This is a genomic window from Mycobacterium sp. ST-F2 (assembly GCF_001905655.1).
In the GTDB taxonomy this organism is placed as follows: Bacteria; Actinomycetota; Actinomycetes; order Mycobacteriales; family Mycobacteriaceae; genus Mycobacterium.
In genome coordinates this window covers 134,170-155,340 of the sequence record NZ_JMHT01000017.1, presented here as the reverse complement: position 1 = coordinate 155,340, position 21,171 = coordinate 134,170, and the positions used below count along the sequence as shown (strand labels likewise).

Below are 21,171 nucleotides of genomic sequence, written 5' to 3'. Positions count from 1 at the left end.
CCGCGTCCCGGTGGTGGCCCTCGTCCCGGTGGTGCCGGTGGCGGCGGTAACTACCGCGGCGGCGGCGCCGGTGGCGGCGCAGGTGCCGGTGCCGGCGGTGGCTTCCGCGGCCGTCCCGGTGGCGGCGGCGGTGCTCCCGGTGGCGGTGGCCCCGGTGGTGGCGGCGGTCGTCCCGGTCAGCGCGGCGGTGCCGCGGGTGCCTTCGGGCGTCCCGGTGGCGCACCCCGTCGTGGACGTAAGTCGAAGCGCGCAAAACGCGCCGAATACGAGAACATGCAGGCGCCGATCGTCGGTGGCGTGCGGTTGCCGCACGGCAACGGCGAGGTCATCCGCCTCGCTCGTGGCGCGTCGCTGAGCGACTTCGCCGAGAAGATCAACGCCAACCCGGCCTCGCTGGTGCAGGCGCTGTTCAACCTGGGCGAGATGGTGACCGCCACCCAGTCGGTGGGTGACGACACCCTCGAGCTGCTGGGCAGCGAGATGAACTACGTCGTGCAGGTCGTGTCCCCGGAGGACGAGGACCGCGAGCTGCTCGAGTCGTTCGACCTCACCTACGGCGAGGACGCCGGCGACGAGGACGACCTGGCCAGCCGGCCGCCGGTGGTCACCGTCATGGGCCACGTCGACCACGGTAAGACGCGACTGCTCGACACGATCCGTAAGGCCAACGTCCGTGAGGGCGAGGCCGGTGGCATCACCCAGCACATCGGCGCCTACCAGGTGCTGACCGAGCTGGACGGCAACGAGCGTCTGGTGACGTTCATCGACACCCCGGGTCACGAGGCGTTCACCGCCATGCGTGCCCGTGGTGCCAAGGCCACCGACATCGCGATCCTCGTGGTCGCGGCCGACGACGGCGTCATGCCGCAGACGGTGGAGGCCATCAACCACGCTCAGGCCGCTGATGTGCCGATCGTGGTGGCGGTCAACAAGATCGACAAGGAAGGCGCGGATCCGCAGAAGATCCGTGCGCAGCTGACCGAGTACAACCTGGTGGCCGAGGATTACGGCGGCGACACCATGTTCGTCGACATCTCGGCCAAGCAGGGCACCAACATCGACGGTCTGCTCGAAGCCGTGCTGCTGACCGCGGACGCTTCGCTGGACCTGCGGGCCAACCCCGACATGGAGGCCCAGGGTGTGGCCATCGAGGCGCACCTGGACCGCGGTCGCGGCCCGGTCGCCACGGTGCTGGTGCAGCGCGGCACGCTGCGCGTCGGTGACTCGGTGGTCGCCGGCGACGCCTACGGCCGCGTCCGCCGCATGGTCGACGAGCACGGCGAGGACGTCGAAGAGGCGTTCCCGTCGCGTCCGGTCCAGGTCATCGGTTTCACCTCGGTGCCCGGCGCCGGCGACAACTTCCTCGTCGTCGACGAAGACCGCATCGCCCGGCAGATCGCCGACCGGCGCAGCGCGCGTAAGCGCAATGCGCTGGCCGCACGTTCGCGCAAGCGCATCAGCCTGGAAGACCTGGATTCGGCGCTGAAGGAAACCAGCCAGCTGAACCTGATCCTGAAGGGCGACAACTCGGGCACCGTCGAGGCGCTCGAGGAGGCCTTGATGGGCATCCAGATCGACGACGAGGTGGAACTGCGCGTCATCGACCGCGGTGTCGGTGGCGTCACCGAGACCAACGTCAACCTGGCGTCGGCTTCGGATGCGATCATCATCGGCTTCAACGTCCGTGCCGAGGGCAAGGCGACGGAGCTGGCGAACCGCGAGGGTGTGGAGATCCGGTACTACTCGGTGATCTACCAGGCCATCGACGAGATCGAGAGCGCGCTCAAGGGCATGCTCAAGCCGGTCTACGAGGAGAAGGAGCTCGGCCGCGCCGAGATCCGCGCAATCTTCCGGTCGTCGAAGGTCGGCAACATCGCTGGTTGCCTCGTGCAGTCGGGCATCATGCGGCGTAACGCCAAGGCCCGCCTTCTGCGCGACAACATCGTCATCGCCGAGAACCTCACGGTGTCTTCGCTCAAGCGCGAGAAGGATGACGCCACCGAGGTGCGCGAAGGCTACGAATGTGGTCTGACGCTGACCTACAACGACATCAAGGAAGGCGACGTCATCGAGACGTACGAACTCGTCGAGAAGGCTCGTACGTAGTGATGAGCGCTTGCGCGAAGAACAGAGGGCAGCGTGGCTGATCCGGCCAGGGCTAAAAGATTGGCCAAGCGCATCTCGACCATCGTCGCTTCGGCGATCGAGTACGAGATCAAGGATCCACGGCTCGACGGCGTGACGATCACCGATGCCAAGATGACCGGTGATCTGCACGACGCCACGCTGTACTACACGGTGATCGGGACCAGCCTCGACGAGGAGCCGGACTACGCCGGCGTCGCGGCTGCCCTGGAGAAGGCCAAGGGTGCGTTGCGCTCGAAAGTCGGTGCGGGAACCGGGGTTCGGTTCACGCCCACGCTGACTTTCGAGCGCGACACCGTGCCCGACGCGGCTCTGAAGATGGAAGAGCTGCTGGCCCGGGCCCGTGCCGCTGACGAGGACGTGGCGCGCATCCGCGAGGGCGCGAAGCACGCCGGTGACGCCGATCCGTACCGTGTGGTGGGGGACAGCGATTCCGAGGATGCAGGTGACCGCGATCGAACCGACGACTGAGATTCGGCCGCACGGCGCGCGGGTTGACGCGCGCGGTGCGGCTGATCTGCTCGGTGCGGTCGACAGCGTCAGCGTGGTTGCCCACGTGTACCCCGACGCCGACACCATCGGGGCGGGCCTCGCGCTCGCACTGGTTCTCAGCGAAGCCGGCAAGGACGTGCAGGTCGGCTTTGCCGCGCCCGCGACCGTGCCGGACTCGCTGCAGACGCTGCCCGGCGGGCACCTGCTGGTGCCGCCGGACCAGATGCGTACCGACGCCGACCTGGTGGTCACCGTCGACATCCCGAGCGTGAACCGGCTGGGGTCGCTGGCCAAGCTGGCGGCGCCCGGGCGGCAGGTGCTGGTGATCGATCACCATGCCTCCAACCGGTTGTTCGGTACCGCGAATTACGTTGACCCATCGGCGGATTCGACCACCATGCTGGTGGCCGAGCTGCTGGACGCCTGGGGCAAGCCGATCGAGCTGCCGGTGGCGCACTGCCTGTACGCCGGGCTGACCACCGACACCGGCTCGTTCCGCTGGGCCAGTCCCCGGGCGTACCGATTGGCGGCGCGGCTGATCGACATCGGCGTCGACAATGCCGCGGTCAGCCGTGCGCTGCTCGACACCCACCCGTATTCGTGGCTGCCCATGCTGTCCCGGGTGCTGTCGACAGCGTCCCTGGTGCCCGACGCCGCCGGCGGCAAGGGCCTGGTGTATGCCGTTGTGTCGCACCGGGAGTACGCGGCGGCACGATCGGAAGAAGTCGAGAGCATCGTGGACATCGTGCGGACCACGTCCGAGGCCGAGGTGGCGGCGGTGCTCAAAGAGATCGAGCCGGGGCAGTGGTCGGTGTCCCTGCGGGCCAAGACCGAGGTCGACGTGTCGGTGCTCGCGAGTTCGTTCGGCGGAGGCGGCCACCGGTTCGCGGCGGGCTACTCACCGACCGGAACCGCCGACGACGTCGTCGCGGCCCTCATCGCCGCGCTCTCTTGATCCCTCTCCCGCGAGCGGCCGTGTTTGTACGCCGACACGCCGTGTTCGGCGTGCATATTCGTGCCGCTCGCGGCCGGCGAGCGTGCGCGTCATGACCACCGAGGTAACCGGCCGGCGCATCGCGGGGCTCGCCTTCCCTGCGCTCGGGGTGCTCGCCGCCGAGCCGATCTATCTCTTGCTCGACACTGCGGTGGTGGGCCGACTCGGCGCGCTGCCGTTGGCGGGTCTGGCGGTTGGCGGCCTGATCCTCAGCCTTGTCGGCTCACAGCTGACGTTCCTGTCGTACGGCACGACGTCGCGGTCGGCCCGGAGCTTCGGCGCCGGTGACCGGGCCGGTGCGGTCGGGGAGGGCGTGCAGGCCACCTGGCTGGCGCTGGCTGTCGGCGTGCTCATCGTGGTGGTGGTGCAGGCGCTGGCGCCCTTTCTGCTCACGGCCATCGCCGGGTCTCGGGGTGGCATCGCCGAGACCGCGCTGCCCTGGTTGCGTGTCGCGATCCTGGCCGTACCCGCGATCCTGATCTCCATGGCCGGCAACGGCTGGCTGCGCGGTGTGCAGGACACGGTCCGTCCGCTGCGGTATGTGCTTGTCGGCGTGGGTATTTCAGCGGTGCTGTGCCCGCTGTTGGTGTTCGGCTGGCTGGGACTGCCGCGTCTCGGCCTCGTCGGTTCGGCGGTGGCCAACCTGGTCGGGCAGTGGATCGCCGCGGCGTTGTTCGGGTATGCGCTGCTGTCCGAACGGGTTTCGCTGCGCCTGCGGCCCGACGTGCTGCGCGCTCAATTGACCATGGGCCGCGATCTCGTGTTGCGGTCCCTGGCGTTCCAGGTGTGTTTCCTGTCTGCCGGCGCGGTCGCGGCCCGGTTCGGTGCGGCCGCCGTCGCCGCGCATCAGGTGGTGCTGCAGCTGTGGAATTTCCTTGCACTGGTGCTGGATTCACTGGCCATCGCGGCACAGTCGCTCGTCGGCGCGGCCCTCGGCGCGGGGGAGCCGGCGCATGCGAAGACGGTGGCGCGGCGCGTGACGGTCTATTCGGCCGCCGCGGCGACGGCGCTGGCGGCGGTGTTCGCAGTGGGCTCCGGCGTGCTGCCCGCAGTGTTCACCGCAGACCACGCGGTGCGGGACCAGATCGGCATCCCGTGGTGGTTCATGGTGGCCCAATTGCCCATCGCCGGAATCGTGTTCGCCCTCGACGGGGTGCTGCTCGGCGCCGGTGACGCCAAGTTCATGCGCAACGCCACCCTGATCAGCGGGCTCGTCGGCTTCCTGCCGCTGATCTGGCTGTCCCTGGCGTTCGGCTGGGGCCTGGCCGGCATCTGGTCCGGGTTGAGCACGTTCCTGGTGTTGCGGCTCGTCTTCGTCGGCTGGCGCGCGCTGTCCGGCCGCTGGGCGTGAGCAGGTCGCCCGAAAGGCGTCGTCACCCACCTCTCGCGAGCGGCCGTGTCTGCACACGACACGCCGTGGTTCCCGTACAAAAACGTCCCGCTCATCGCCGGTGAGCGGGACGTTCTTGTACAGCTGGAGCGGCGTGTCGGTGTACAAACTCCCCCGCAAGCGGGAGGTGCCCCCAGGCCGGCTCGAGGGGAGAGGGAACAGCTACTAGACCTGGGTGCGGCCGCGCGCCATGACGGCGTCGCGGTTGGCGGCGATGTCGTTGCCGCTGGAGGCGTCCATCCACTTGCGGGCCGACGCGGCTTCGATCCACAGCCCGGCGTCGGTCTGCGAGCCGTCGATCTTGTGGTACGAGTCCAGCAGCGCGCGCACGGCGTTCTGGTTGTTGCCGACGATCGAGGCCGCGACGCGGCGCGCGGTCGGGAGCAGCTCATCGTGTGGCACCACCTCGGTGACCAGTCCGGCGCGCAGCGCCTCGGCCGCCGACAGGTAGTCGCCGGTCAGGCTCATCCGGCGGGCGAGGCCGACACCGGCCTTCTGCGGCAGCCGCACACTCAAGCCCCAGGTCGGCAGCAGTCCGACGCGGGCGTGGGTGTCGGCGAACTTGGCGTTCTCCGAGGCGATCAGGATGTCGCAGTACAGCGCCAGCTCCAGGCCGCCGGTGACGGCCGCGCCGTTGATGGCACCGATGACGGGCTTGGTCATGTTCGGCCACTTCGGCGAGATGTCCGGCAGGTCTGCGCCCTCGCCGAGTTCCTTGAGGTCCAGACCGGCGCAGAACACCGGGTCGGCGCCCGTCAGGATCACCACGTCGACGTCCGGGTCGGCCTCGGCCTGGCGCAGCGCGCCGTAGAAGGCATCGCGCAGCTCGTAGGACAGCGCGTTCCGGGACTTCGGCCGGTTCAGCGTCAGGGTGCGAACCCGGTCGGTGGTGTCGATCAGTAGGACGTCGGTCACGTTGGCTCCTTGCTTGGCGGTCACCCACCGACACCGTAACTTGCGGCCCGGACGCGCCTATCGTGGAGGCCATGTGCCGCAACATCACCGAACTGCGTGGCCTGGAGCCGGCCGCCACGGCCGAGGAGATCGAGGCCGCCGCGCGTCAGTACATCCGCAAGGTCAGCGGGATCACCCGTCCCACCGCCGCCAACGTCGACGCCTTCGAAGCCGCGGTCGCGGAGGTCACGGCCGTCACCCAGCGACTGCTGAGCCAGCTGCCTGCCCGTCGGCAGCCGCCCAAGACGGTGCCGCCGCTGCGGCGGCCCGAGGTGCAGGCGAGGTTGGCCGCCAAGTGAATTCGCCCGCGCTCAAGGAGTGGGGCGCGGCGGTACAGGCGCTGCTCGACGGTCGCCAGACGGTGCTGCTGCGCAAGGGCGGTATCGGGGAAAAGCGTTTTGAGGTATCGGTGCCGGAGTTCGTGTTCTTCCCGACAGTCGAGCACAGCCATGCGGCGCGGGTCCGGCCCGAGTTCACCGATCTTCTCGAACGGACGGCGGGGGACAGCACCGACACCGAGGTGGTATTGCGCGGCGGTGCGAAAGTCGTTGCCGCCGTGGCGGTTGAGCGTCCGGACGGATTGGATGCGATCGCCGATCTGCACATCTGGACCACTGAATCCGTACAGAACGACCGGCTGGATTTCCGGCCCCGGCACCGGCTGACGGTCCTGGTGGTGCAGGCCAAACCGCTCGTGACACCGATGCGCCTGCCGCGTACCCCCGACTACGCCGGCTGCCGCAGCTGGGTGGATCTGCCCGTCACGCCCGAGTGGGGCCCGCCGGTGTACGACGACGCGGCGCTGGCCGCCATTGCCCAGCGGGTGCGCGACTCAGTCGGCTGACAGCGCGACCTTCGGCAACAGCAGCCGGGACACCCCGCCCGCGCCGTGGTGCACTGCGTGGGTGGCCGGCACCATGCGCTCGCCGGAGATGACGGGTTCGCCGGTACCGAGATTCCGGTCGTAGCGCGGGTGGCAACCGCCCGCGACGATCACCCGCAGCCGGGACCCGGCCGGGATCCGGTGTGCGACGGCGTCGAGCTCCAGGCGCACGGTTTCGGGCTCGTCGGAAGGTGTTGTGAGCCTGCGGAATCCATCGCTGATGTTGCGGGACTTGCCTTTTGCGTCGACCACGCTGAGCCGGACGAAGATGTCCCGGTTGGGGTTGTCGCACGACTGGGTCAGCTCGATCACCGGGTTTCCGACCAGGTACAGGTCTTCGGTCAGCGGCTCACCGGTGAAGTCGACGACATCCGGTCGTCGGCTCAGGGCGGAGTCCTCCTGATAGCCCGCGGCCGACGACAGCAACCGGCCGCCCAGCGTGGGCGTCGGCGCCGCGGGATCGAAGGTGAACCGCGACGACGGCGCGGTGTCGGCGGGCGCGGTGGCACCGAGTCGGTGCGCGGGCTGCAGATACAACTCGAGTTCGGTGGCGGCCGGTGGCCAGTCCGGCATGGTGAGCCAGCCCTGACCGTTGACCTCGACGCGCACGGCCGCCCGTTCGGGTGCCGGGGTGGTTTCAGTCAGATGGGTGTCGAGCCACGCCAGCGATTCGCGCAGCACCGTCGCGCCGCCGCGGGTCATCACCTGGCTGTGGGTCCACGACCCGATGGTGACCGCGGTGGGCACGCCCCGCCCGTGCAGGCGCTGGAACTGGTCGAGGGTTTGCTCCAGGAACAGGTCCTGCCAGCCGCCGATCAGCAAGACCGGAACGTCGACCTTGTCGAGTGTGTCGGCCAGGGCCATGGAGTCCCAGAACGGGTCGGAGCCGTCGGGATGGCTCAGCCACGATTCGTACCAGGTCGCTCCGCTACCCAATAGCCGACGTCCGGCGGCGCCGGCCGGCGCCTGGGTGTGGGTGCGGGCGACCAGGCGTGGTGCCCGGAACTGCCGGACCCCGACGGCCAGTCGGGCGTCCTCCTGGTGGGCCATCATGTCGCTCCAACCCAGGAAGTTGTCGAGCGTGAATGCGCCGGTACCCCAGGCTGATTCGGCGAAGTCATGCGGGCCGACGGTGATGATGGCGGCCTTCAGCTCGGGCGGGGGATCGCTGAGTAGTGCCCACTGGGTGAAGCCCAGGTAGGACAGCCCCATCGTGGCGAATGACCCGGTGAACCACGGTTGGTCGCGCAGCCAGGCGGCGGTGTCCACGGCATCGGCGATCTCGTTGACCATCGGTTCGAACTCGCCGCCGGAGCCGAATGTGCCGCGCACACTCTGCAGCAGCACGTGATAGCCGCGGCGGGCGTACGTCGCGCCGAACACCGGGCCGAACGGGAAGCCGCGGCCGTAGGGGCATCGCACCAGGAGGGTGCCCTTGGCGGTACCGGTGGGGGCGTAGTGGCTGCCGACCAGTTCGACACCGTCGCGCATCGGGGTGAGGACGCGGCTGACGGTGTAGTCCGTCGTCGGGGGCGGGACATCGAGGATGCGGCTGAGCAATCGGGAGCTATGGCGGGAGATTCGGGAGCTCACTATTCGGAGAGTACCGATCCACCGGCAACGGTGACGGCGTGAGCGTGGCGGCGGCGTCAGTCCGTGAGCTGGCTGAGCGTGAATTCCATTGTTGCGGGCGCGGTCACACGTACCCGGTCTCCGTTGAGTGCTGCGACTCGTCGATAGGCCTCGCCGTCGAGTCGGTAGGCGAGAAATCGGTCTTCGGTCGGCGCGTCGGGGTCGACGATCCAGTAGTTTTCGATGCCGGCCTTGGCGTACTCGTGCAGTTTCATGACGTGGTCCGTTCCGCGCGAACCCGGCGAGACGATTTCGATGACGAGCGCCACGTCGGCTGCCGCGACCCGGGCGCTCTGTCGCTCCTCGAACACGTGATCGCGGACGATGACGATGTCGGGATCGCGGACACTCGGCGGAAACGACGCCTTGGTCACTACCTCGATCTCGGGAAGGGCTTCGAGTCCGTCCGGCAGGTGGTGTTGAAGGAGACTGATGAGTCTCGTCGACATGCGCTGATGCCAGAGTCGTGGGCGCGGCGACATGCTGAGGGTCCCTTCGGTGAGTTCCCACCGCCGCGTCGGGTCGAGATCCAGCGCATCCCACTGCTCCAGGCTCAGGAGGTCGCGGGGCACATCAGCAAGGTCGGACACCGCTGCCTCCTCTCGCGAGTGAAATCGAATATTTGCAGATTACGCGCATCGGCGATCGACTCCGAGTCTTGCGGAGCACACCGACAAATCTGTCGGACCCCGGGAGTAGACCGTATTCAACCGGTGCGGCGCGTGGCCGCACCCGACGAGGCGGGGGGATCCGATGGGCAATCGAGCGAACATTGTTGTCGTGAAAGACCAAGAGTGGCAGTACGTTTACTCGCATTGTGAGGGCTGCCGCATGGTGGATATGTTGATCGGCGGGCCGGACCTGGCGCTGGAATTCCTGGAATCGCTGCAGCGGCGGGAATCGCCTGACGGGTGGACCGATCCGCTGTGGTGCGACGGTGGTGCGGTCTTCGATTTCGATCGGCGGCGGGTCGTGTTCTTCGGCGACAACCTCATGGTGGACATGCCGTTCCGGCGGACCATCCTGGCGGCGCTCGCCGATATGTGGGTGGGCTATGAGATCTGCTACGCGTATGACGGCACCGTCGAGATCGGGGGATACGTCGGGAAGGACTTTGCGCTGCCCCCACTGGACGGCATCGCCATGCCGAAGCTGGCGAAATCGCGAAATGGGTTGTGCCACTTGGTTTCCGTCATCGACGCGGCGGGGGACCTGCGGATGTGGCCATTGTGGTGGGGCGACAGCAAGGCGTGGCACGGGCCGGCGCTGCTCGACAAATTGCCGGGTAGAGGCGTCCAGCGACTGAAGCTGGGCAAGATCCCCGAAGGTGGGGTGCACATCGATGTCCCCCGAAACACGGTCGGAGTGTGGAATACCGCCGACGTCCTGGGTGTGTTCCGGGCGCTGCCGGAGTTGTGGAGCGGCTGGCGGACCGAATGCTGGGAGGACCGTTACGAAGAGCAGCTCGCCGCGTGCGGGGACGCGCTGAGGTTGCCCCCGATCGAGGCTGCAGACTTCGACCACGTTCTGAACTGGTTGCGCGAGAGAGCATGCGGTATGGACCGCAGCTACGCTGCTGTCCCTCCGAGTGCCGACCAATGGGCCCGGTTCGCGGCGGCCTATGAGCGTGCGCGGCCACGCCAGGTGAAATCGGCATGACCGCCGCCGATACCCATTGGTACCATCGAAGGGGTAGGAAGGTACCAATCATGGCGCTGAACATCAAAGATCCGGCCGTCCATGAGGCCGTGAAAGAGATCGCGAGGATCACCGGCGAGTCGCAGGCGCAGGCCGTCGCGACAGCGGTGAACGATCGGCTGCGACGATTGCAGGCCGATGATCTGGCAGAGCGATTGCTGGCGATCGGCCGGGAGGCAGCAAGTCGAATGAGTCAGGAGACAAAGCTCATCGACCACGGCGAGTTGTTGTACGACGAACTGGGACTTCCCAAATGATCGTCGATACGTCATCAATCATCGCCATCCTGCGAGACGAGGACGACGCGGCCGTGTACTCCCGTGCGATCGCGGCTGGTGCGCCCCTAAGGCTCTCGGCAGGAAGTTACGTTGAATGCGGCATCATCGTGGACCGGGACCAGGACCCTGCGCTGAGTTCTAAGCTGGACGAACTGCTCGACACCGCAGGGGTCATTATCGAGCCGGTCACCGAGCGCCAGGCACATTTGGCCCGCCACGCCTATCGCGACTTCGGCAAAGGCAGTGGCCATCCCGCGGGCCTCAACTTCGGTGACTGCTTCGCATATGCACTGGCGATCGACTGTCGCGAGCCATTGTTGTGGAAGGGCAACGACTTCGGGCACACAGGCGTTCGGTCGGCGCTCGAGTCCAGCTAGGTGTGGTGACGCACGGCCGTCGCCTCGCGATCAGAACTTGTAGAACGGCACCAGTTGGTTGGCGCGCTGCAGGTTGGTTTGCAGGCAGTCCGGGCGGTCCGGCGACTCGATCGGCGAGTAGAACATGGACTGGTTGATCAGGCCGTAGCTCGTCTTGAAGGTGATCATGCAGGTCACCCACCAGCGGTCGTTCCAGTCGGTCGGCTTCATGACCCAGTACTGGGCGGCGCGGTGCCCGGCGATGTTGAGCTCGACGGCGTCGGCAGGCAGCGTCTGCTCGTAGGTGCGCCACACGATGGGCTCGACGGCGATCTGGTAGTTGCCGGCGTCGTAGTGGCAGCGCAGGCCGTCTTCGTGGTCGGGCGGGGTAAAGCCCAGGCCCATGCCGTTGATGGCGTCGAGCGGAATCTGGTCGCACGGGTCGAACGGGCTCGGGTTGACGGTGGAGATGATCGGCGACTTGATGGTGCTGCTGATCGGGGCAGAGGTGTAGCGCAGCTCCACGTTGTCGCCACCGGTGGGCGTCACCGGGTTCGTCTGGGTGACCACAACGCCTGCCGTCACGAGCGCACACAACGCCGACACCAGACGTAGTTTTCCGGCCATCGATGCCATGACACCCCTCTTAACTCCGAGCAATACTGCGGGGAGTCTACAAGTCGCCTGCGTCACACCGAACAGGATGGGAGAACCTGTTCTAGTTTCTCCCGCTGCGCGGGACGGTTGGCACGACAACGGGGGTTGCTGCCGTCCAAGTACCCTGAATTGTTGTGTCGACCCAGCCGACCCTTTGGGCAATCAGTGACCTGCACATCGGGCACACCGGAAACAAACCGGTCACCGAGTCGCTGCACCCGGCCTCGCGGGACGATTGGCTGATCGTCGCCGGCGACGTCGCCGAGCGCACCGACGACATCCGGTGGTCCCTGGACCTGCTGCGCAAGCGCTTCGCCAAGGTCATCTGGGTGCCGGGCAACCACGAACTGTGGACCACCAACAAAGACCCGATGCAGATCTTCGGGAAGTCCCGCTACGACTACCTGGTCGACATGTGCGACCAGATGGGCATCGTGACCCCCGAGCATCCGTTCCCGGTGTGGACCGGCCCGGGCGGCGCGGCGACCATCGTGCCGATGTTCCTGCTGTACGACTACAGCTTCCTGCCCGCCGGCACCGCGACCAAGGCCGAGGGGCTGGCCCTGGCCAAAGAGCGCAACGTCGTCGGCACCGACGAGTTCCTGCTGTCGAGCGAGCCGTACGCGACGCGGGACGCCTGGTGCCGGGACCGGCTGAACATCACCCGCAAGAGGCTCGATGACCTGGACTGGATGGAGTCCACGGTTCTGGTCAACCATTTCCCGCTGGTGCGTGAACCCTGCGACGCCATGTTCTATCCGGAATTCTCGCTGTGGTGCGGCACGACCGCGACCAAGGACTGGCACACCCGCTACAACGCCGTCTGCTCGGTGTACGGCCACCTGCACATCCCGCGCACGACCTACTACGACGGGGTGCGGTTCGAAGAAGTCTCGGTCGGCTATCCGCGAGAGTGGCGACGCCGCAAGCCTTATCGCTGGATGCGGCAGATTCTGCCGGACCCCCAGTACCCACCCGGTTACCTCAACGATTTCGGTGGTCACTTCGAGATCACCCAGGAAATGCGGGAGCACGCGCAGAAAATGCAGGACCGAATCAACTCGAGGCGACTGTGACCTTGCTGACCCAGGTGCTGCCCGATGTGGTGGCCACCGCCGAGAGGTATTCCGACGCTGTCGATCTCACGCCGCTGCCCGAGGAAGAGCCGCTGATCGCCCGCTCGGTGGCCAAGCGTCGCAACGAGTTCATCACGGTACGGCAGTGCGCCCGGGAGGCTTTGGGCAAGCTCGATGTCGGTCCGGTCCCGATTCTCAAGGGGGACAAGGGCGAACCGTGCTGGCCCGACGGGATCGTCGGAAGCCTCACGCACTGCGAAGGTTTCCGCGGCGCGGTGGTGGCGCGGTCCACAGAGGTGCGGTCGGTCGGTATCGACGCCGAACCGCACGGGGTGCTGCCCAAGGGAGTGCTCGGCGCCGTCGCGCTGCCGGCCGAACAGGACGCCGTCGCGACGCTGGAAGGTGACCTGCACTGGGACCGAATCCTGTTCTGTGCCAAAGAGGCGACGTACAAGGCGTGGTTCCCGCTGACCCACCGGTGGCTGGGTTTCGAGGACGCGCACATCACGTTCGAGCTCGATTCCACGGGCAGTTCGGGCACGTTCCTGTCCCGGATTCTGATCGACCCCGCGGCCGAGTCCGGGCCGCCACTGACCGAACTTCCCGGACGCTTCACAGTGTCCAACGGCCTTGTCCTGACGGCGATCTCGTTGTGAAGGCAGCAGCGAAGCCCGCGCCGCCGCCGGGTCTGGTGATCGTCGACAAGCCCGCCGGGATGACGAGCCACGACGTCGTCGGCCGGTGCCGCCGGTTGTTCGGCACCCGCAAGGTCGGGCATGCCGGGACGCTGGATCCCATGGCCACCGGTGTGTTGGTGGTGGGGATCGAGCGGGCCACCAAGATCCTGGGCCTGTTGACCGCCACCGACAAGCAGTACCTCGCGACCATCCGGCTCGGCCAGACCACGTCGACCGAGGACGCCGAAGGTGAAGTGCTGCAGACGGTTTCGGCTGCCCACGTCGCCGACGAGCAGATCGAGACCGCGGTCGCGGCGCTGCGGGGCGAGATCGACCAGGTGCCGTCGGCGGTCAGCGCCATCAAGGTCGACGGCGAGCGGGCGTACAAGCTGGTGCGTGAAGGCAAGGCGCCGGAGTTGGCGGCCCGCCGGGTGCGGATCGAACGCTTCTCGGTCGACGCGGTCCGCCGCGTCGAGGACTTCGTCGATGTCGACGTCACGGTGGACTGCTCGTCGGGCACCTACATCCGGGCGCTGGCCCGTGACGTCGGTGCCGCACTCGGCGTGGGTGGGCACTTGACGGTGTTGCGGCGCACCAAGGTTGGCCGCTACGGACTGGACGAGGCGCGCACGCTGGAACAGCTGACCGATGCCGCGGAACTGAGCTACTCGTTGGACGCCGCCTGCCTGCTGGGCTTCCCGCGCCGCGACCTCACCGACGCCGAGACCGAGGACACCCGGCACGGCCGGGCACTGAAGCCGGCCGGTATCGACGGCACGTACGCCGCCACGGCACCCGACGGGCAGGTGATCGCGCTGCTGGAGGACGGGCCCAAACGCACCAGCAGCGTCGTGGTGCTGCGTCCGGCCACGTTGTAGCGTCGGCGCATGGCCACCCACGAGCCCGAGATCACTCGGCCCGTCGACCTGTGCACGCCGTCCGGCCGGCTCAACCGTGACGCGGTGGGCTGGACCCGAACCCCGTTGCACCGCTGCAACTTACGCGGCTGGGGGCGCACCAAACGCTGGGAGTACTGGTGCATCACGACGCCGACCCATCTGGTCGCCGTCACGGTGTCCAGCCTCGACTACCTGGCAGTCAACAACATCTACTTCCTCGAATACGGTGGGCGCGAGGTCAACTGTAACGATGTGCTGCCGCTGGCTCGCGGGGTGACGTTGCCGACGAGCCTGGGCGGCGGCCCGGCCAGCGCCCACGGCTCGGTCACCATCGACCTGACCGATGGACCCGATGGCACCCGGATTCAGTTCTCCTGCAAGACCGCTCACGGCCCGCTGACCGGTGACCTGACGGTGGCCTTGCCGCCCGGACACGAGACGCTGAGCGTCGTCGTGCCGTGGAGCGACCGCAAATTTCAATACACCGCCAAGCACACCGCGCGGCCGGCGTCGGGCACGGTGCACCTCGGCGAGCAGAGCTACGACTTCACGGGCGGCTGGGGCGTCCTCGACCACGGCCGGGGGCGCTGGCCGGCGCTGGTGCGGTGGAACTGGGGCGCCGCCTCCGGCCACACCGACGGCCATGTCGTCGGCCTGCAGCTGGGCGGCAAATGGACAGTCGGCACCGGCATGACGGAGAACGCCCTCTGCGTCGACGGTCGGCTCACCAAGATCGGTACCGAATTGGACTGGCAGTACACCGACTACCTCGCGCCGTGGTCCATCCGCACACCCGACGGGGATCAGGTGAACCTGGTCTTCACGCCGTTCCACGACCGAAACCCCGGACCCGGCACGCACCAGTGTTTCGGCCGCTACGACGGACGTATTCGCACCGACGACGGGCAGACCATCGCGATCGAGCGCCTGTTGGGCTGGGCGGAGCAGGTCAGCCTGGTCTGGTGAGGCGCTAGGCGACGACCCAGATCGCTTCCGCCGCAGGGTTACCCAGGTCGACGGTGGTCGCATCGTCGTCCGCGGCGTCCGCCGCCGTGACGGCCACCGAGATCATCCCGGCGAAATCGCGCCGGGCCACCACCCGCAGGTGTGAGTCGAGCGTGATGCCGACGCTGTCGAAGTACCGCAGCATCTCCGGGTCGTGATCGGAGATCCGGGCCACGGTGCCGGCGTCACCGTCCGAACACGCGGACAGCTGCCGGGCCGGGGGAGTCGGCACCTGACCGTTCGCCGCCGGGATCGGGTCGCCGTGCGGGTCCCGGGTCGGGTACCCGAGCTTGGCGTCGATGCGGTCCAGCATCCGGTCTGACACCGCGTGCTCGAGCACCTCGGCCTCGTCGTGCACCTCGTCCCAGCCGTAGCCGAGCTCGCGCACCAGGAAGGTCTCCATCAACCGGTGGCGGCGGACCATCGCGAGCGCCGCGCTGCGTCCAGTGTCGGTGAGCGTCACGGCGCCGTACTTCTCGTGGTGCACCAGGCCCTGGTCGGCGAGCTTGCGGATCGATTCGGACGCCGTGGAGGCCGACACCCCGATGCGCTCAGCCAGCATTTTCGTGCTGACTTTCTCGCGCGACCACTCCTGCGCGGTCCAGATGACTTTGAGGTAGTCCTGCGCAACCGGGGATAAATCTGGCGGGTTGCCAGTGTCTTCTGCAGGACTCACAGCACAAAGTTTAGGCAATCGTCACCTGATCCGGGGATCTCACGGTGCCTGCCGTAGCGGCGCGCCGTAGGCTAGCGGGCGTGCAGCGCTGGCGTGGGCAGAACGAGATCCCCACGGACTGGGGCCGATGTGTGGTCACCATCGGGGTGTTCGACGGCGTACATCGTGGGCATGCCGAGCTGATCAGCCATGCGGTGAAGGCCGGTCGGTCCCGCGGGGTACCCACGGTGCTGATGACGTTCGATCCGCATCCCATGGAAGTGGTGCTGCCCGGTAGCCATCCCGCGCAGCTGACGACGCTGACCCGCCGGGCCGAGCTGGTCGAGGAACTCGGCGTCGACGTCTTCCTCGTCATGCCGTTCACCACCGACTTCATGAAGCTGACCCCCGAGCGGTACGTGCACGAACTGCTCGTCGAGCGGCTGCACGTCCTCGAGGTCGTGGTCGGCGAGAACTTCACCTTCGGCAAGAAGGCCGGCGGCAACGTGCCGCTGCTGCGCAAGGCCGGCGAGCGCTTCGGCTTCGCCGTCGAGGGCATCTCGCTGGTGGCCGAGCATCACCAGGCCGAGACCGTCACGTTCTCGTCCACCTACATCCGGTCCTGCGTGGACGCCGGCGACATGGCCGCCGCGACCGAAGCGCTGGGCCGGCCGCACCGCGTGGAGGGCGTCGTCGTCCGCGGTGACGGCCGCGGCCGCGGGCTGGGCTTCCCGACCGCCAACGTCGCCCCGCCGATGCACTCGGCGATCCCGGCCGACGGCGTCTACGCCGCCTGGTTCACAGTCCTGGGGCACGGCCCGTCGGTCGGCACCGTGACGCCGGGGGAGCGCTACCAGGCCGCGGTGTCCGTCGGCACCAATCCGACGTTCTCCGGCCGCACCCGCACCGTCGAGGCCTTCGTGCTCGACACCGAGGCAGACCTGTACGGGCAGCACGTGGCGGTCGATTTCGTTTCGCGCATCCGCGGCCAGGAGAAGTTCGATTCGGTGGACGACCTGGTCGTGGCCATGGATCGCGATACCCAGCGGGCTCGCACGATTCTGGTTCCGCAGTAGCTTCCTGATAAACTGCCCGACGCGCGTGCTGCAGTTCGCGGTGGCCGCGCCCTCGTTGTTCTTCGCGGACCGAATTGATGGAGTTGTTTCGTGGCACTCACTGCCGAGCAGAAAAAAGAGATCCTGGGTCAGTACGGCCTGCATGAGACCGACACCGGCTCGCCGGAGGCTCAGGTCGCCCTGCTGACCAAGCGCATCTCGGACCTGACCGAGCACCTCAAGCAGCACAAGCACGACCACCACAGCCGGCGTGGCCTGCTGCTGCTGGTCGGCCGTCGCCGCCGGTTGCTCAAGTACGTCGCTCAGGTCGACGTCGCGCGGTACCGCTCGCTGATCGAGCGTCTGGGTCTGCGTCGCTGACGCACCACTGATTCACTCCCATCGCCAGGTCTGCTCCGGCAGGCCTGGCGATGGCTATTGGTACGGGTAGTAACATGAAACTGTTTTGGGCCTAGGGCCCAAGACGTCGGAACGTCACACAGCGTCCGCCTGAACCTCGTGGGGCGGTCTTCGGTAGTGGCTGTCGGGTATGACTCCCGGCCGCTTCGATCGACGGCCGTCAGCAGTTTGCGGGATGGTTTTCGGGTTTTCTGGATGCTCGCGTGTGACGATGCGACAGCTGTAACAAAGAGGAACCAGAAAATACGGAATCCCGCATAGGGCGGGCCCGAGAGAGGTAATTGCGACATACATGTCTGCAGTTGAAATTGAAGACGGCATTTTCGAGTCGACCGCCGTCATCGACAACGGGAGCTTCGGCACCCGCACCATCCGCTTCGAGACCGGCCGCCTCGCACGTCAGGCCGCCGGCTCCGTCGTCGCCTACCTGGACGACGAGACCATGCTCCTGTCGGCCACCACGGCGAGCAAGAGCCCCAAGGACCACTTCGACTTCTTCCCCTTGACGATCGATGTCGAGGAGCGGATGTACGCCGCGGGCCGCATCCCCGGCTCGTTCTTCCGTCGTGAGGGCCGCCCCTCCACCGACGCGATCCTGACCTGCCGCCTGATCGACCGGCCGCTGCGCCCGTCGTTCGTCTCGGGTCTGCGCAACGAGATCCAGGTCGTGGTCACCGTGCTGAGCCTGGACCCCAAGGACCTGTACGACGTCGTGGCCATCAACGCCGCGTCGGCGTCCACCCAGATCTCCGGCCTGCCGTTCTCCGGCCCGGTCGGTGGCGTCCGCGTCGCGCTGATCGAGGGTCAGTGGGTGGCGTTCCCGACCATCGAGCAGCTCGAGAAGGCTGTCTTCGACATGGTCGTCGCCGGCCGCAAGGTGGAAGGTGACGTCGCGATCATGATGGTCGAGGCCGAGGCCACCGACAACGTCATCGACCTGATCGCCGGTGGCGCCGGTGCCCCCACCGAGGCCGTCGTGGCCGAGGGCCTGGAGGCCGCCAAGCCGTTCATCGCGGCGCTGTGCACCGCCCAGCAGGAGTTGGCTGACGCGGCAGCCAAGGAGACCGGCGAGTTCCCGCTGTTCCCCGACTACGCCGACGACGCCTTCCAGGCCGTCGCCGCGGTGGCCACCGACGCGCTGTCGCAGGCGCTGACCATCGCCGGCAAGCAGGAGCGCGAAGAGCGCACCGACGAGATCAAGGTCGAGGTGCTCTCGCGTCTCGCCGAGACGTACGCCGGCCGCGAGAAGGAGATCGGCGCGGCGTTCCGCTCGCTGACCAAGAAGCTGGTCCGCCAGCGCATCCTGACCGACCACTTCCGCATCGACGGCCGTGGCATCACCGACATTCGTGCCCTGAGCGCCGAGGTCGCCGTGATCCCGCGGGCGCACGGCAGCGCGCTGTTCGAGCGCGGCGAGACCCAGATCATGGGTGTCACCACGCTGGACATGATCAAGATGGCTCAGCAGATCGACTCGCTCGGTCCCGAGACCACCAAGCGCTACATGCACCACTACAACTTCCCGCCGTACTCGACCGGTGAGACCGGCCGTGTGGGCTCGCCGAAGCGCCGCGAAATCGGCCACGGCGCGCTGGCCGAGCGGGCCCTGATGCCGGTGCTGCCGAGCGTCGAGGAGTTCCCGTACGCCATCCGTCAGGTCTCGGAAGCGTTGGGCTCCAACGGTTCCACCTCGATGGGTTCGGTCTGTGCCTCGACCCTGGCCCTGCTGAACGCCGGTGTGCCGCTGAAGGCCCCGGTTGCCGGTATCGCCATGGGTCTGGTGTCCGACGAGGTCGACGGTGAGACCCGCTACGTCGCGCTGACCGACATCCTGGGCGCCGAAGACGCCTTCGGCGACATGGACTTCAAGGTCGCCGGCACCAAGGACTTCGTCACCGCCCTGCAGCTGGACACCAAGCTGGACGGCATCCCGTCCAAGGTGCTGGCCGGTGCCCTGGCCCAGGCCAAGGACGCGCGTCTGACCATCCTGGACGTCATGGCCGAGGCCATCGACGAGCCGGACGAGATGAGCCCGTACGCGCCGCGCATCACCACCATCAAGGTTCCGGTCGACAAGATCGGCGAGGTGATCGGGCCCAAGGGCAAGGTGATCAACCAGATCACCGAGGAGACCGGTGCGAACATCTCCATCGAGGACGACGGCACCGTGTTCGTCGGCGCCTCGAACGGCGAGGCGGCGCAGGCGGCGATCGACAAGATCAATGCCATCGCCAACCCGCAGCTGCCCAAGATCGGTGAGCGGTTCCTCGGCACCGTGGTGAAGACGACGGACTTCGGTGCGTTCGTCTCGCTGCTGCCGGGCCGCGACGGTCTGGTGCACATCTCCAAGCTCGGCAAGGGCAAGCGCGTCGCGAAGGTCGAGGACGTCGTGAACGTCGGCGACAAGCTGCGCGTGGAGATCGCGGACATCTCGGCGGACAACCGTGGCAAGGGTCAGAAGATTTCGCTGATCCTGGTGGATGAAGACGGTGACGGAGCAGCTGCTGCCGCTCCGGCCGCCGAGTCGGAGACTGCACCGGCAGATGCCGCGCCTGCAAACTCCTAAATCGACAACGCGCAACGGCCGGGGTTCTGCAGCGACATCGCTGCAGGCCCCGGCCGCTGTGCGCAAGACCAACCTCCCCGGCGGGCTGCGGGTCGTCACCGAACATCTGCCGCACGTCCATTCGGCGTCGGTCGGCGTGTGGGTGAACGTCGGGTCGCGCGACGAGGGCCCGAGTGTGGCCGGTGCCGCGCACTTCCTGGAACACCTGCTGTTCAAGTCGACGCCGTCGCGCACGGCCGTTGAGATCGCGCAGGCCATGGACGCCGTCGGCGGTGAGCTGAACGCTTTCACCGCGCGCGAGCACACCTGCTACTACGCGCACGTGCTGGACAGTGACCTCGAGCTGGCAATCGACCTGGTGTCGGATGTCGTGCTCAACGGGCGTTGTGCCGCAGCCGATGTCGAGCTGGAACGCGACGTGGTGCTCGAAGAGATCGCCATGCGCGACGACGATCCGGAGGACACCCTCGCGGACGTCTTCCTCGGCTCCATGTTCGGCACGCATCCGGTGGGCCGTCCGGTGATCGGCAGTGTCGAGTCGATTACCTCGATGACCCGCAACCAGCTGCACTCGTTCCACGTCCGCCGGTACACGCCGGACCGGATGGTGGTCGCGGTCGCCGGAAACATCGACCACGACGAGGTTGTGTCGTTGGTGCGCAGGCAGTTTCGGCCGCACCTGGTCCGCGGTCGCAAGCCTGTACCGCCTCGCAAGGGTGCCGGCCGGGTGCCCGGGACGCCGACGCTGCAGTTCGTCAAACGTGACTCCGAGCAAGCCCACATGTACCTCGGCGTGCGCACGCCGGGCCGCAACTGGGAGCACCGCTGGGCGCTGTCGGTACTCAACACCGCGCTCGGCGGTGGACTGAGTTCGCGACTGTTCCAGCAGATCCGCGAGAACCGCGGACTGGCCTACTCGGTGTACTCCACGATCGACACGTTCTCCGATGCCGGTGCACTGTCGGTGTACTCGGCGTGCCTGCCGGACCGCTTCGACGAGGTGGTCCGCGTGACCACCGACGTGCTGGAAGATGTTGCGCGCGAAGGTATCACCGCCGACGAGTTGCGTATTGCCAAGGGCTCGATGCGCGGCGGTCTGGTGCTCGGGCTGGAGGATTCCGGTTCCCGGATGCACCGCATCGGGCGCGCCGAGTTGAACTACGGCAACCACAAGTCGATCTCGGACACCCTCGCGTCGATCGACGCCGTGACGCTCGAAGAGGTCAATGCTGTTGCGCGCGAACTGCTGACGCGGCCCTTCGGCGCTGCGGTGCTGGGCCCGCACCGGTCCAAGCGCTCACTGCCCAAGCAGCTGCGCTCCATCGGCTAGTTGGGATTT

General features: G+C 67.4%; 22 protein-coding genes. 17 read left to right on the top strand and 5 right to left on the bottom strand.

All coding sequences use genetic code 11. From position 1 onward, the window contains the following. The 4 genes from infB to EB75_RS08320 form a co-directional block, all read left to right on the top strand. Positions 1–2,106 (top strand): translation initiation factor IF-2 (infB, locus tag EB75_RS08335; protein WP_073694962.1); only part of this gene is annotated, 2,106 nt, incomplete at its 5' end. Between the two features lie 33 nt (positions 2,107–2,139). Continuing rightward, positions 2,140–2,616 carry a 30S ribosome-binding factor RbfA gene (rbfA, locus tag EB75_RS08330; protein ID WP_073694930.1) on the top strand — a complete coding sequence of 159 codons (477 nt, stop codon included), beginning with the start codon at positions 2,140–2,142 and terminating at the stop codon, positions 2,614–2,616. Beyond that, positions 2,585–3,592 carry a DHH family phosphoesterase gene (locus EB75_RS08325; RefSeq protein ID WP_286150120.1) on the top strand — a complete coding sequence of 336 codons (1,008 nt, stop codon included), beginning with the start codon at positions 2,585–2,587 and terminating at the stop codon, positions 3,590–3,592. The genes rbfA and EB75_RS08325 overlap by 32 nt, the downstream gene beginning before the upstream one ends. A 91-nt stretch (positions 3,593–3,683) precedes the next feature. Beyond that, entirely contained in the window at positions 3,684–4,982 is a 1,299-nt protein-coding gene (locus EB75_RS08320; protein ID WP_073694960.1) for an MATE family efflux transporter, read from the top strand. Between the two features lie 204 nt (positions 4,983–5,186). Here EB75_RS08320 and EB75_RS08315 read toward each other — a convergent pair whose 3' ends face one another. Next, positions 5,187–5,936 carry an enoyl-CoA hydratase gene (locus tag EB75_RS08315; RefSeq protein ID WP_073694959.1) on the bottom strand — a complete coding sequence of 250 codons (750 nt, stop codon included), beginning with the start codon at positions 5,934–5,936 and terminating at the stop codon, positions 5,187–5,189. Positions 5,937–6,007: 71 nt separating this feature from the next. On the opposite strand from EB75_RS08315, the gene EB75_RS08310 reads away from it, so the two are divergent. After that, entirely contained in the window at positions 6,008–6,274 is a 267-nt protein-coding gene (locus EB75_RS08310; RefSeq protein ID WP_073694958.1) for a DUF2277 domain-containing protein, read from the top strand. Next, positions 6,271–6,819, top strand: coding sequence for a DUF1802 family protein (locus EB75_RS08305; RefSeq protein WP_073694929.1), 549 nt, complete (start codon positions 6,271–6,273; stop codon positions 6,817–6,819). Before EB75_RS08310 ends, EB75_RS08305 begins: the two co-directional genes overlap by 4 nt. Here the strand turns inward: EB75_RS08305 and EB75_RS08300 are convergent. Both EB75_RS08300 and EB75_RS08295 read right to left on the bottom strand, forming a co-directional pair. Then, positions 6,808–8,451 (bottom strand): CocE/NonD family hydrolase, encoded by a 1,644-nt coding sequence (locus EB75_RS08300; protein WP_286150119.1) that lies wholly within the window; start codon positions 8,449–8,451, stop codon positions 6,808–6,810. The two genes, EB75_RS08305 and EB75_RS08300, sit on opposite strands and share 12 nt — an antisense overlap. Positions 8,452–8,507: 56 nt before the next feature. Continuing rightward, positions 8,508–9,080, bottom strand: a complete 573-nt coding sequence (locus tag EB75_RS08295) for a Uma2 family endonuclease (RefSeq protein ID WP_073694956.1) — start codon at positions 9,078–9,080, stop codon at positions 8,508–8,510. A 241-nt stretch (positions 9,081–9,321) separates the two neighbouring features. Between EB75_RS08295 and EB75_RS29905 the strand changes: the two genes are divergently transcribed. From EB75_RS29905 to EB75_RS08280, 3 genes are read left to right on the top strand one after another with little or no spacing between them, the layout of a single operon-like run. Further along, complete coding sequence (locus EB75_RS29905; protein ID WP_286150118.1) at positions 9,322–10,149, top strand: hypothetical protein; 828 nt, start codon at positions 9,322–9,324, stop codon at positions 10,147–10,149. Between the two features lie 50 nt (positions 10,150–10,199). Beyond that, positions 10,200–10,445 (top strand): type II toxin-antitoxin system VapB family antitoxin, encoded by a 246-nt coding sequence (locus EB75_RS08285; protein ID WP_073694928.1) that lies wholly within the window; start codon positions 10,200–10,202, stop codon positions 10,443–10,445. Beyond that, positions 10,442–10,843: a type II toxin-antitoxin system VapC family toxin gene (locus EB75_RS08280; RefSeq protein ID WP_073694927.1), complete on the top strand. Its 402-nt coding sequence runs from the start codon at positions 10,442–10,444 to the stop codon at positions 10,841–10,843. The genes EB75_RS08285 and EB75_RS08280 overlap by 4 nt, the downstream gene beginning before the upstream one ends. Positions 10,844–10,873: 30 nt before the next feature. On the opposite strand, the gene EB75_RS08275 is transcribed toward EB75_RS08280, so the two are convergent. After that, positions 10,874–11,449 carry a DUF3558 domain-containing protein gene (locus EB75_RS08275; protein ID WP_073694954.1) on the bottom strand — a complete coding sequence of 192 codons (576 nt, stop codon included), beginning with the start codon at positions 11,447–11,449 and terminating at the stop codon, positions 10,874–10,876. Positions 11,450–11,613: 164 nt separating this feature from the next. Here EB75_RS08275 and pptH point away from each other — a divergent pair, with 164 nt between their 5' ends. From pptH to EB75_RS08255, 4 genes are read left to right on the top strand one after another with little or no spacing between them, the layout of a single operon-like run. Further along, positions 11,614–12,555: an ACP phosphodiesterase PptH gene (pptH, locus tag EB75_RS08270; RefSeq protein ID WP_502689347.1), complete on the top strand. Its 942-nt coding sequence runs from the start codon at positions 11,614–11,616 to the stop codon at positions 12,553–12,555. Then, a complete protein-coding gene (gene pptT / locus EB75_RS08265) occupies positions 12,552–13,211 on the top strand; it encodes a 4'-phosphopantetheinyl transferase PptT (RefSeq protein WP_073694925.1) in 660 nt (219 codons plus the stop codon). The genes pptH and pptT overlap by 4 nt, the downstream gene beginning before the upstream one ends. Further along, positions 13,208–14,110, top strand: coding sequence for a tRNA pseudouridine(55) synthase TruB (truB, locus tag EB75_RS08260; RefSeq protein ID WP_073694924.1), 903 nt, complete (start codon positions 13,208–13,210; stop codon positions 14,108–14,110). The genes pptT and truB overlap by 4 nt, the downstream gene beginning before the upstream one ends. A gap of 9 nt (positions 14,111–14,119) precedes the next feature. Then, positions 14,120–15,097, top strand: a complete 978-nt coding sequence (locus EB75_RS08255; protein ID WP_073694923.1) for a DUF2804 domain-containing protein — start codon at positions 14,120–14,122, stop codon at positions 15,095–15,097. A gap of 4 nt (positions 15,098–15,101) precedes the next feature. Here EB75_RS08255 and mntR read toward each other — a convergent pair whose 3' ends face one another. Further along, positions 15,102–15,812, bottom strand: a complete 711-nt coding sequence (gene mntR / locus EB75_RS08250; protein ID WP_073694922.1) for a manganese-binding transcriptional regulator MntR — start codon at positions 15,810–15,812, stop codon at positions 15,102–15,104. Positions 15,813–15,892: 80 nt separating this feature from the next. Here mntR and EB75_RS08245 point away from each other — a divergent pair, with 80 nt between their 5' ends. The 4 genes from EB75_RS08245 to EB75_RS08230 all read left to right on the top strand — a co-directional run bounded on the left by EB75_RS08245 (position 15,893) and on the right by EB75_RS08230 (position 21,162). Beyond that, the gene (locus EB75_RS08245) at positions 15,893–16,867 is read left to right on the top strand and encodes a bifunctional riboflavin kinase/FAD synthetase (RefSeq protein ID WP_073694921.1); all 975 of its coding nucleotides are present in this window, start codon (positions 15,893–15,895) and stop codon (positions 16,865–16,867) included. Positions 16,868–16,957: 90 nt separating this feature from the next. Next, positions 16,958–17,227 (top strand): 30S ribosomal protein S15, encoded by a 270-nt coding sequence (rpsO, locus tag EB75_RS08240; RefSeq protein WP_020101924.1) that lies wholly within the window; start codon positions 16,958–16,960, stop codon positions 17,225–17,227. 331 nt (positions 17,228–17,558) lie between these two features. Continuing rightward, positions 17,559–19,832, top strand: coding sequence for a polyribonucleotide nucleotidyltransferase (locus tag EB75_RS08235; RefSeq protein WP_073694920.1), 2,274 nt, complete (start codon positions 17,559–17,561; stop codon positions 19,830–19,832). Next, the gene (locus EB75_RS08230) at positions 19,810–21,162 is read left to right on the top strand and encodes a M16 family metallopeptidase (protein WP_286150117.1); all 1,353 of its coding nucleotides are present in this window, start codon (positions 19,810–19,812) and stop codon (positions 21,160–21,162) included. The genes EB75_RS08235 and EB75_RS08230 overlap by 23 nt, the downstream gene beginning before the upstream one ends. The last annotated feature ends 9 nt before the right edge of the window (positions 21,163–21,171 follow it).

Bases quoted from the DNA above. Each gene is read 5' to 3' on its own strand.
- EB75_RS08325 (WP_286150120.1), top strand. From the start codon at position 2,585: ATGCAGGTGACCGCGATCGAACCGACGACTGAGATTCGGCCGCACGGC.
- EB75_RS08320 (WP_073694960.1), top strand. From the start codon at position 3,684: ATGACCACCGAGGTAACCGGCCGGCGCATCGCGGGGCTCGCCTTCCCT.
- EB75_RS08310 (WP_073694958.1), top strand. From the start codon at position 6,008: ATGTGCCGCAACATCACCGAACTGCGTGGCCTGGAGCCGGCCGCCACG.
- EB75_RS29905 (WP_286150118.1), top strand. From the start codon at position 9,322: ATGGTGGATATGTTGATCGGCGGGCCGGACCTGGCGCTGGAATTCCTG.
- EB75_RS08285 (WP_073694928.1), top strand. From the start codon at position 10,200: ATGGCGCTGAACATCAAAGATCCGGCCGTCCATGAGGCCGTGAAAGAG.
- EB75_RS08280 (WP_073694927.1), top strand. From the start codon at position 10,442: ATGATCGTCGATACGTCATCAATCATCGCCATCCTGCGAGACGAGGAC.
- EB75_RS08275 (WP_073694954.1), bottom strand. From the start codon at position 11,449: ATGGCCGGAAAACTACGTCTGGTGTCGGCGTTGTGTGCGCTCGTGACG.
- EB75_RS08255 (WP_073694923.1), top strand. From the start codon at position 14,120: ATGGCCACCCACGAGCCCGAGATCACTCGGCCCGTCGACCTGTGCACG.
- EB75_RS08235 (WP_073694920.1), top strand. From the start codon at position 17,559: ATGTCTGCAGTTGAAATTGAAGACGGCATTTTCGAGTCGACCGCCGTC.
- EB75_RS08230 (WP_286150117.1), top strand. From the start codon at position 19,810: ATGCCGCGCCTGCAAACTCCTAAATCGACAACGCGCAACGGCCGGGGT.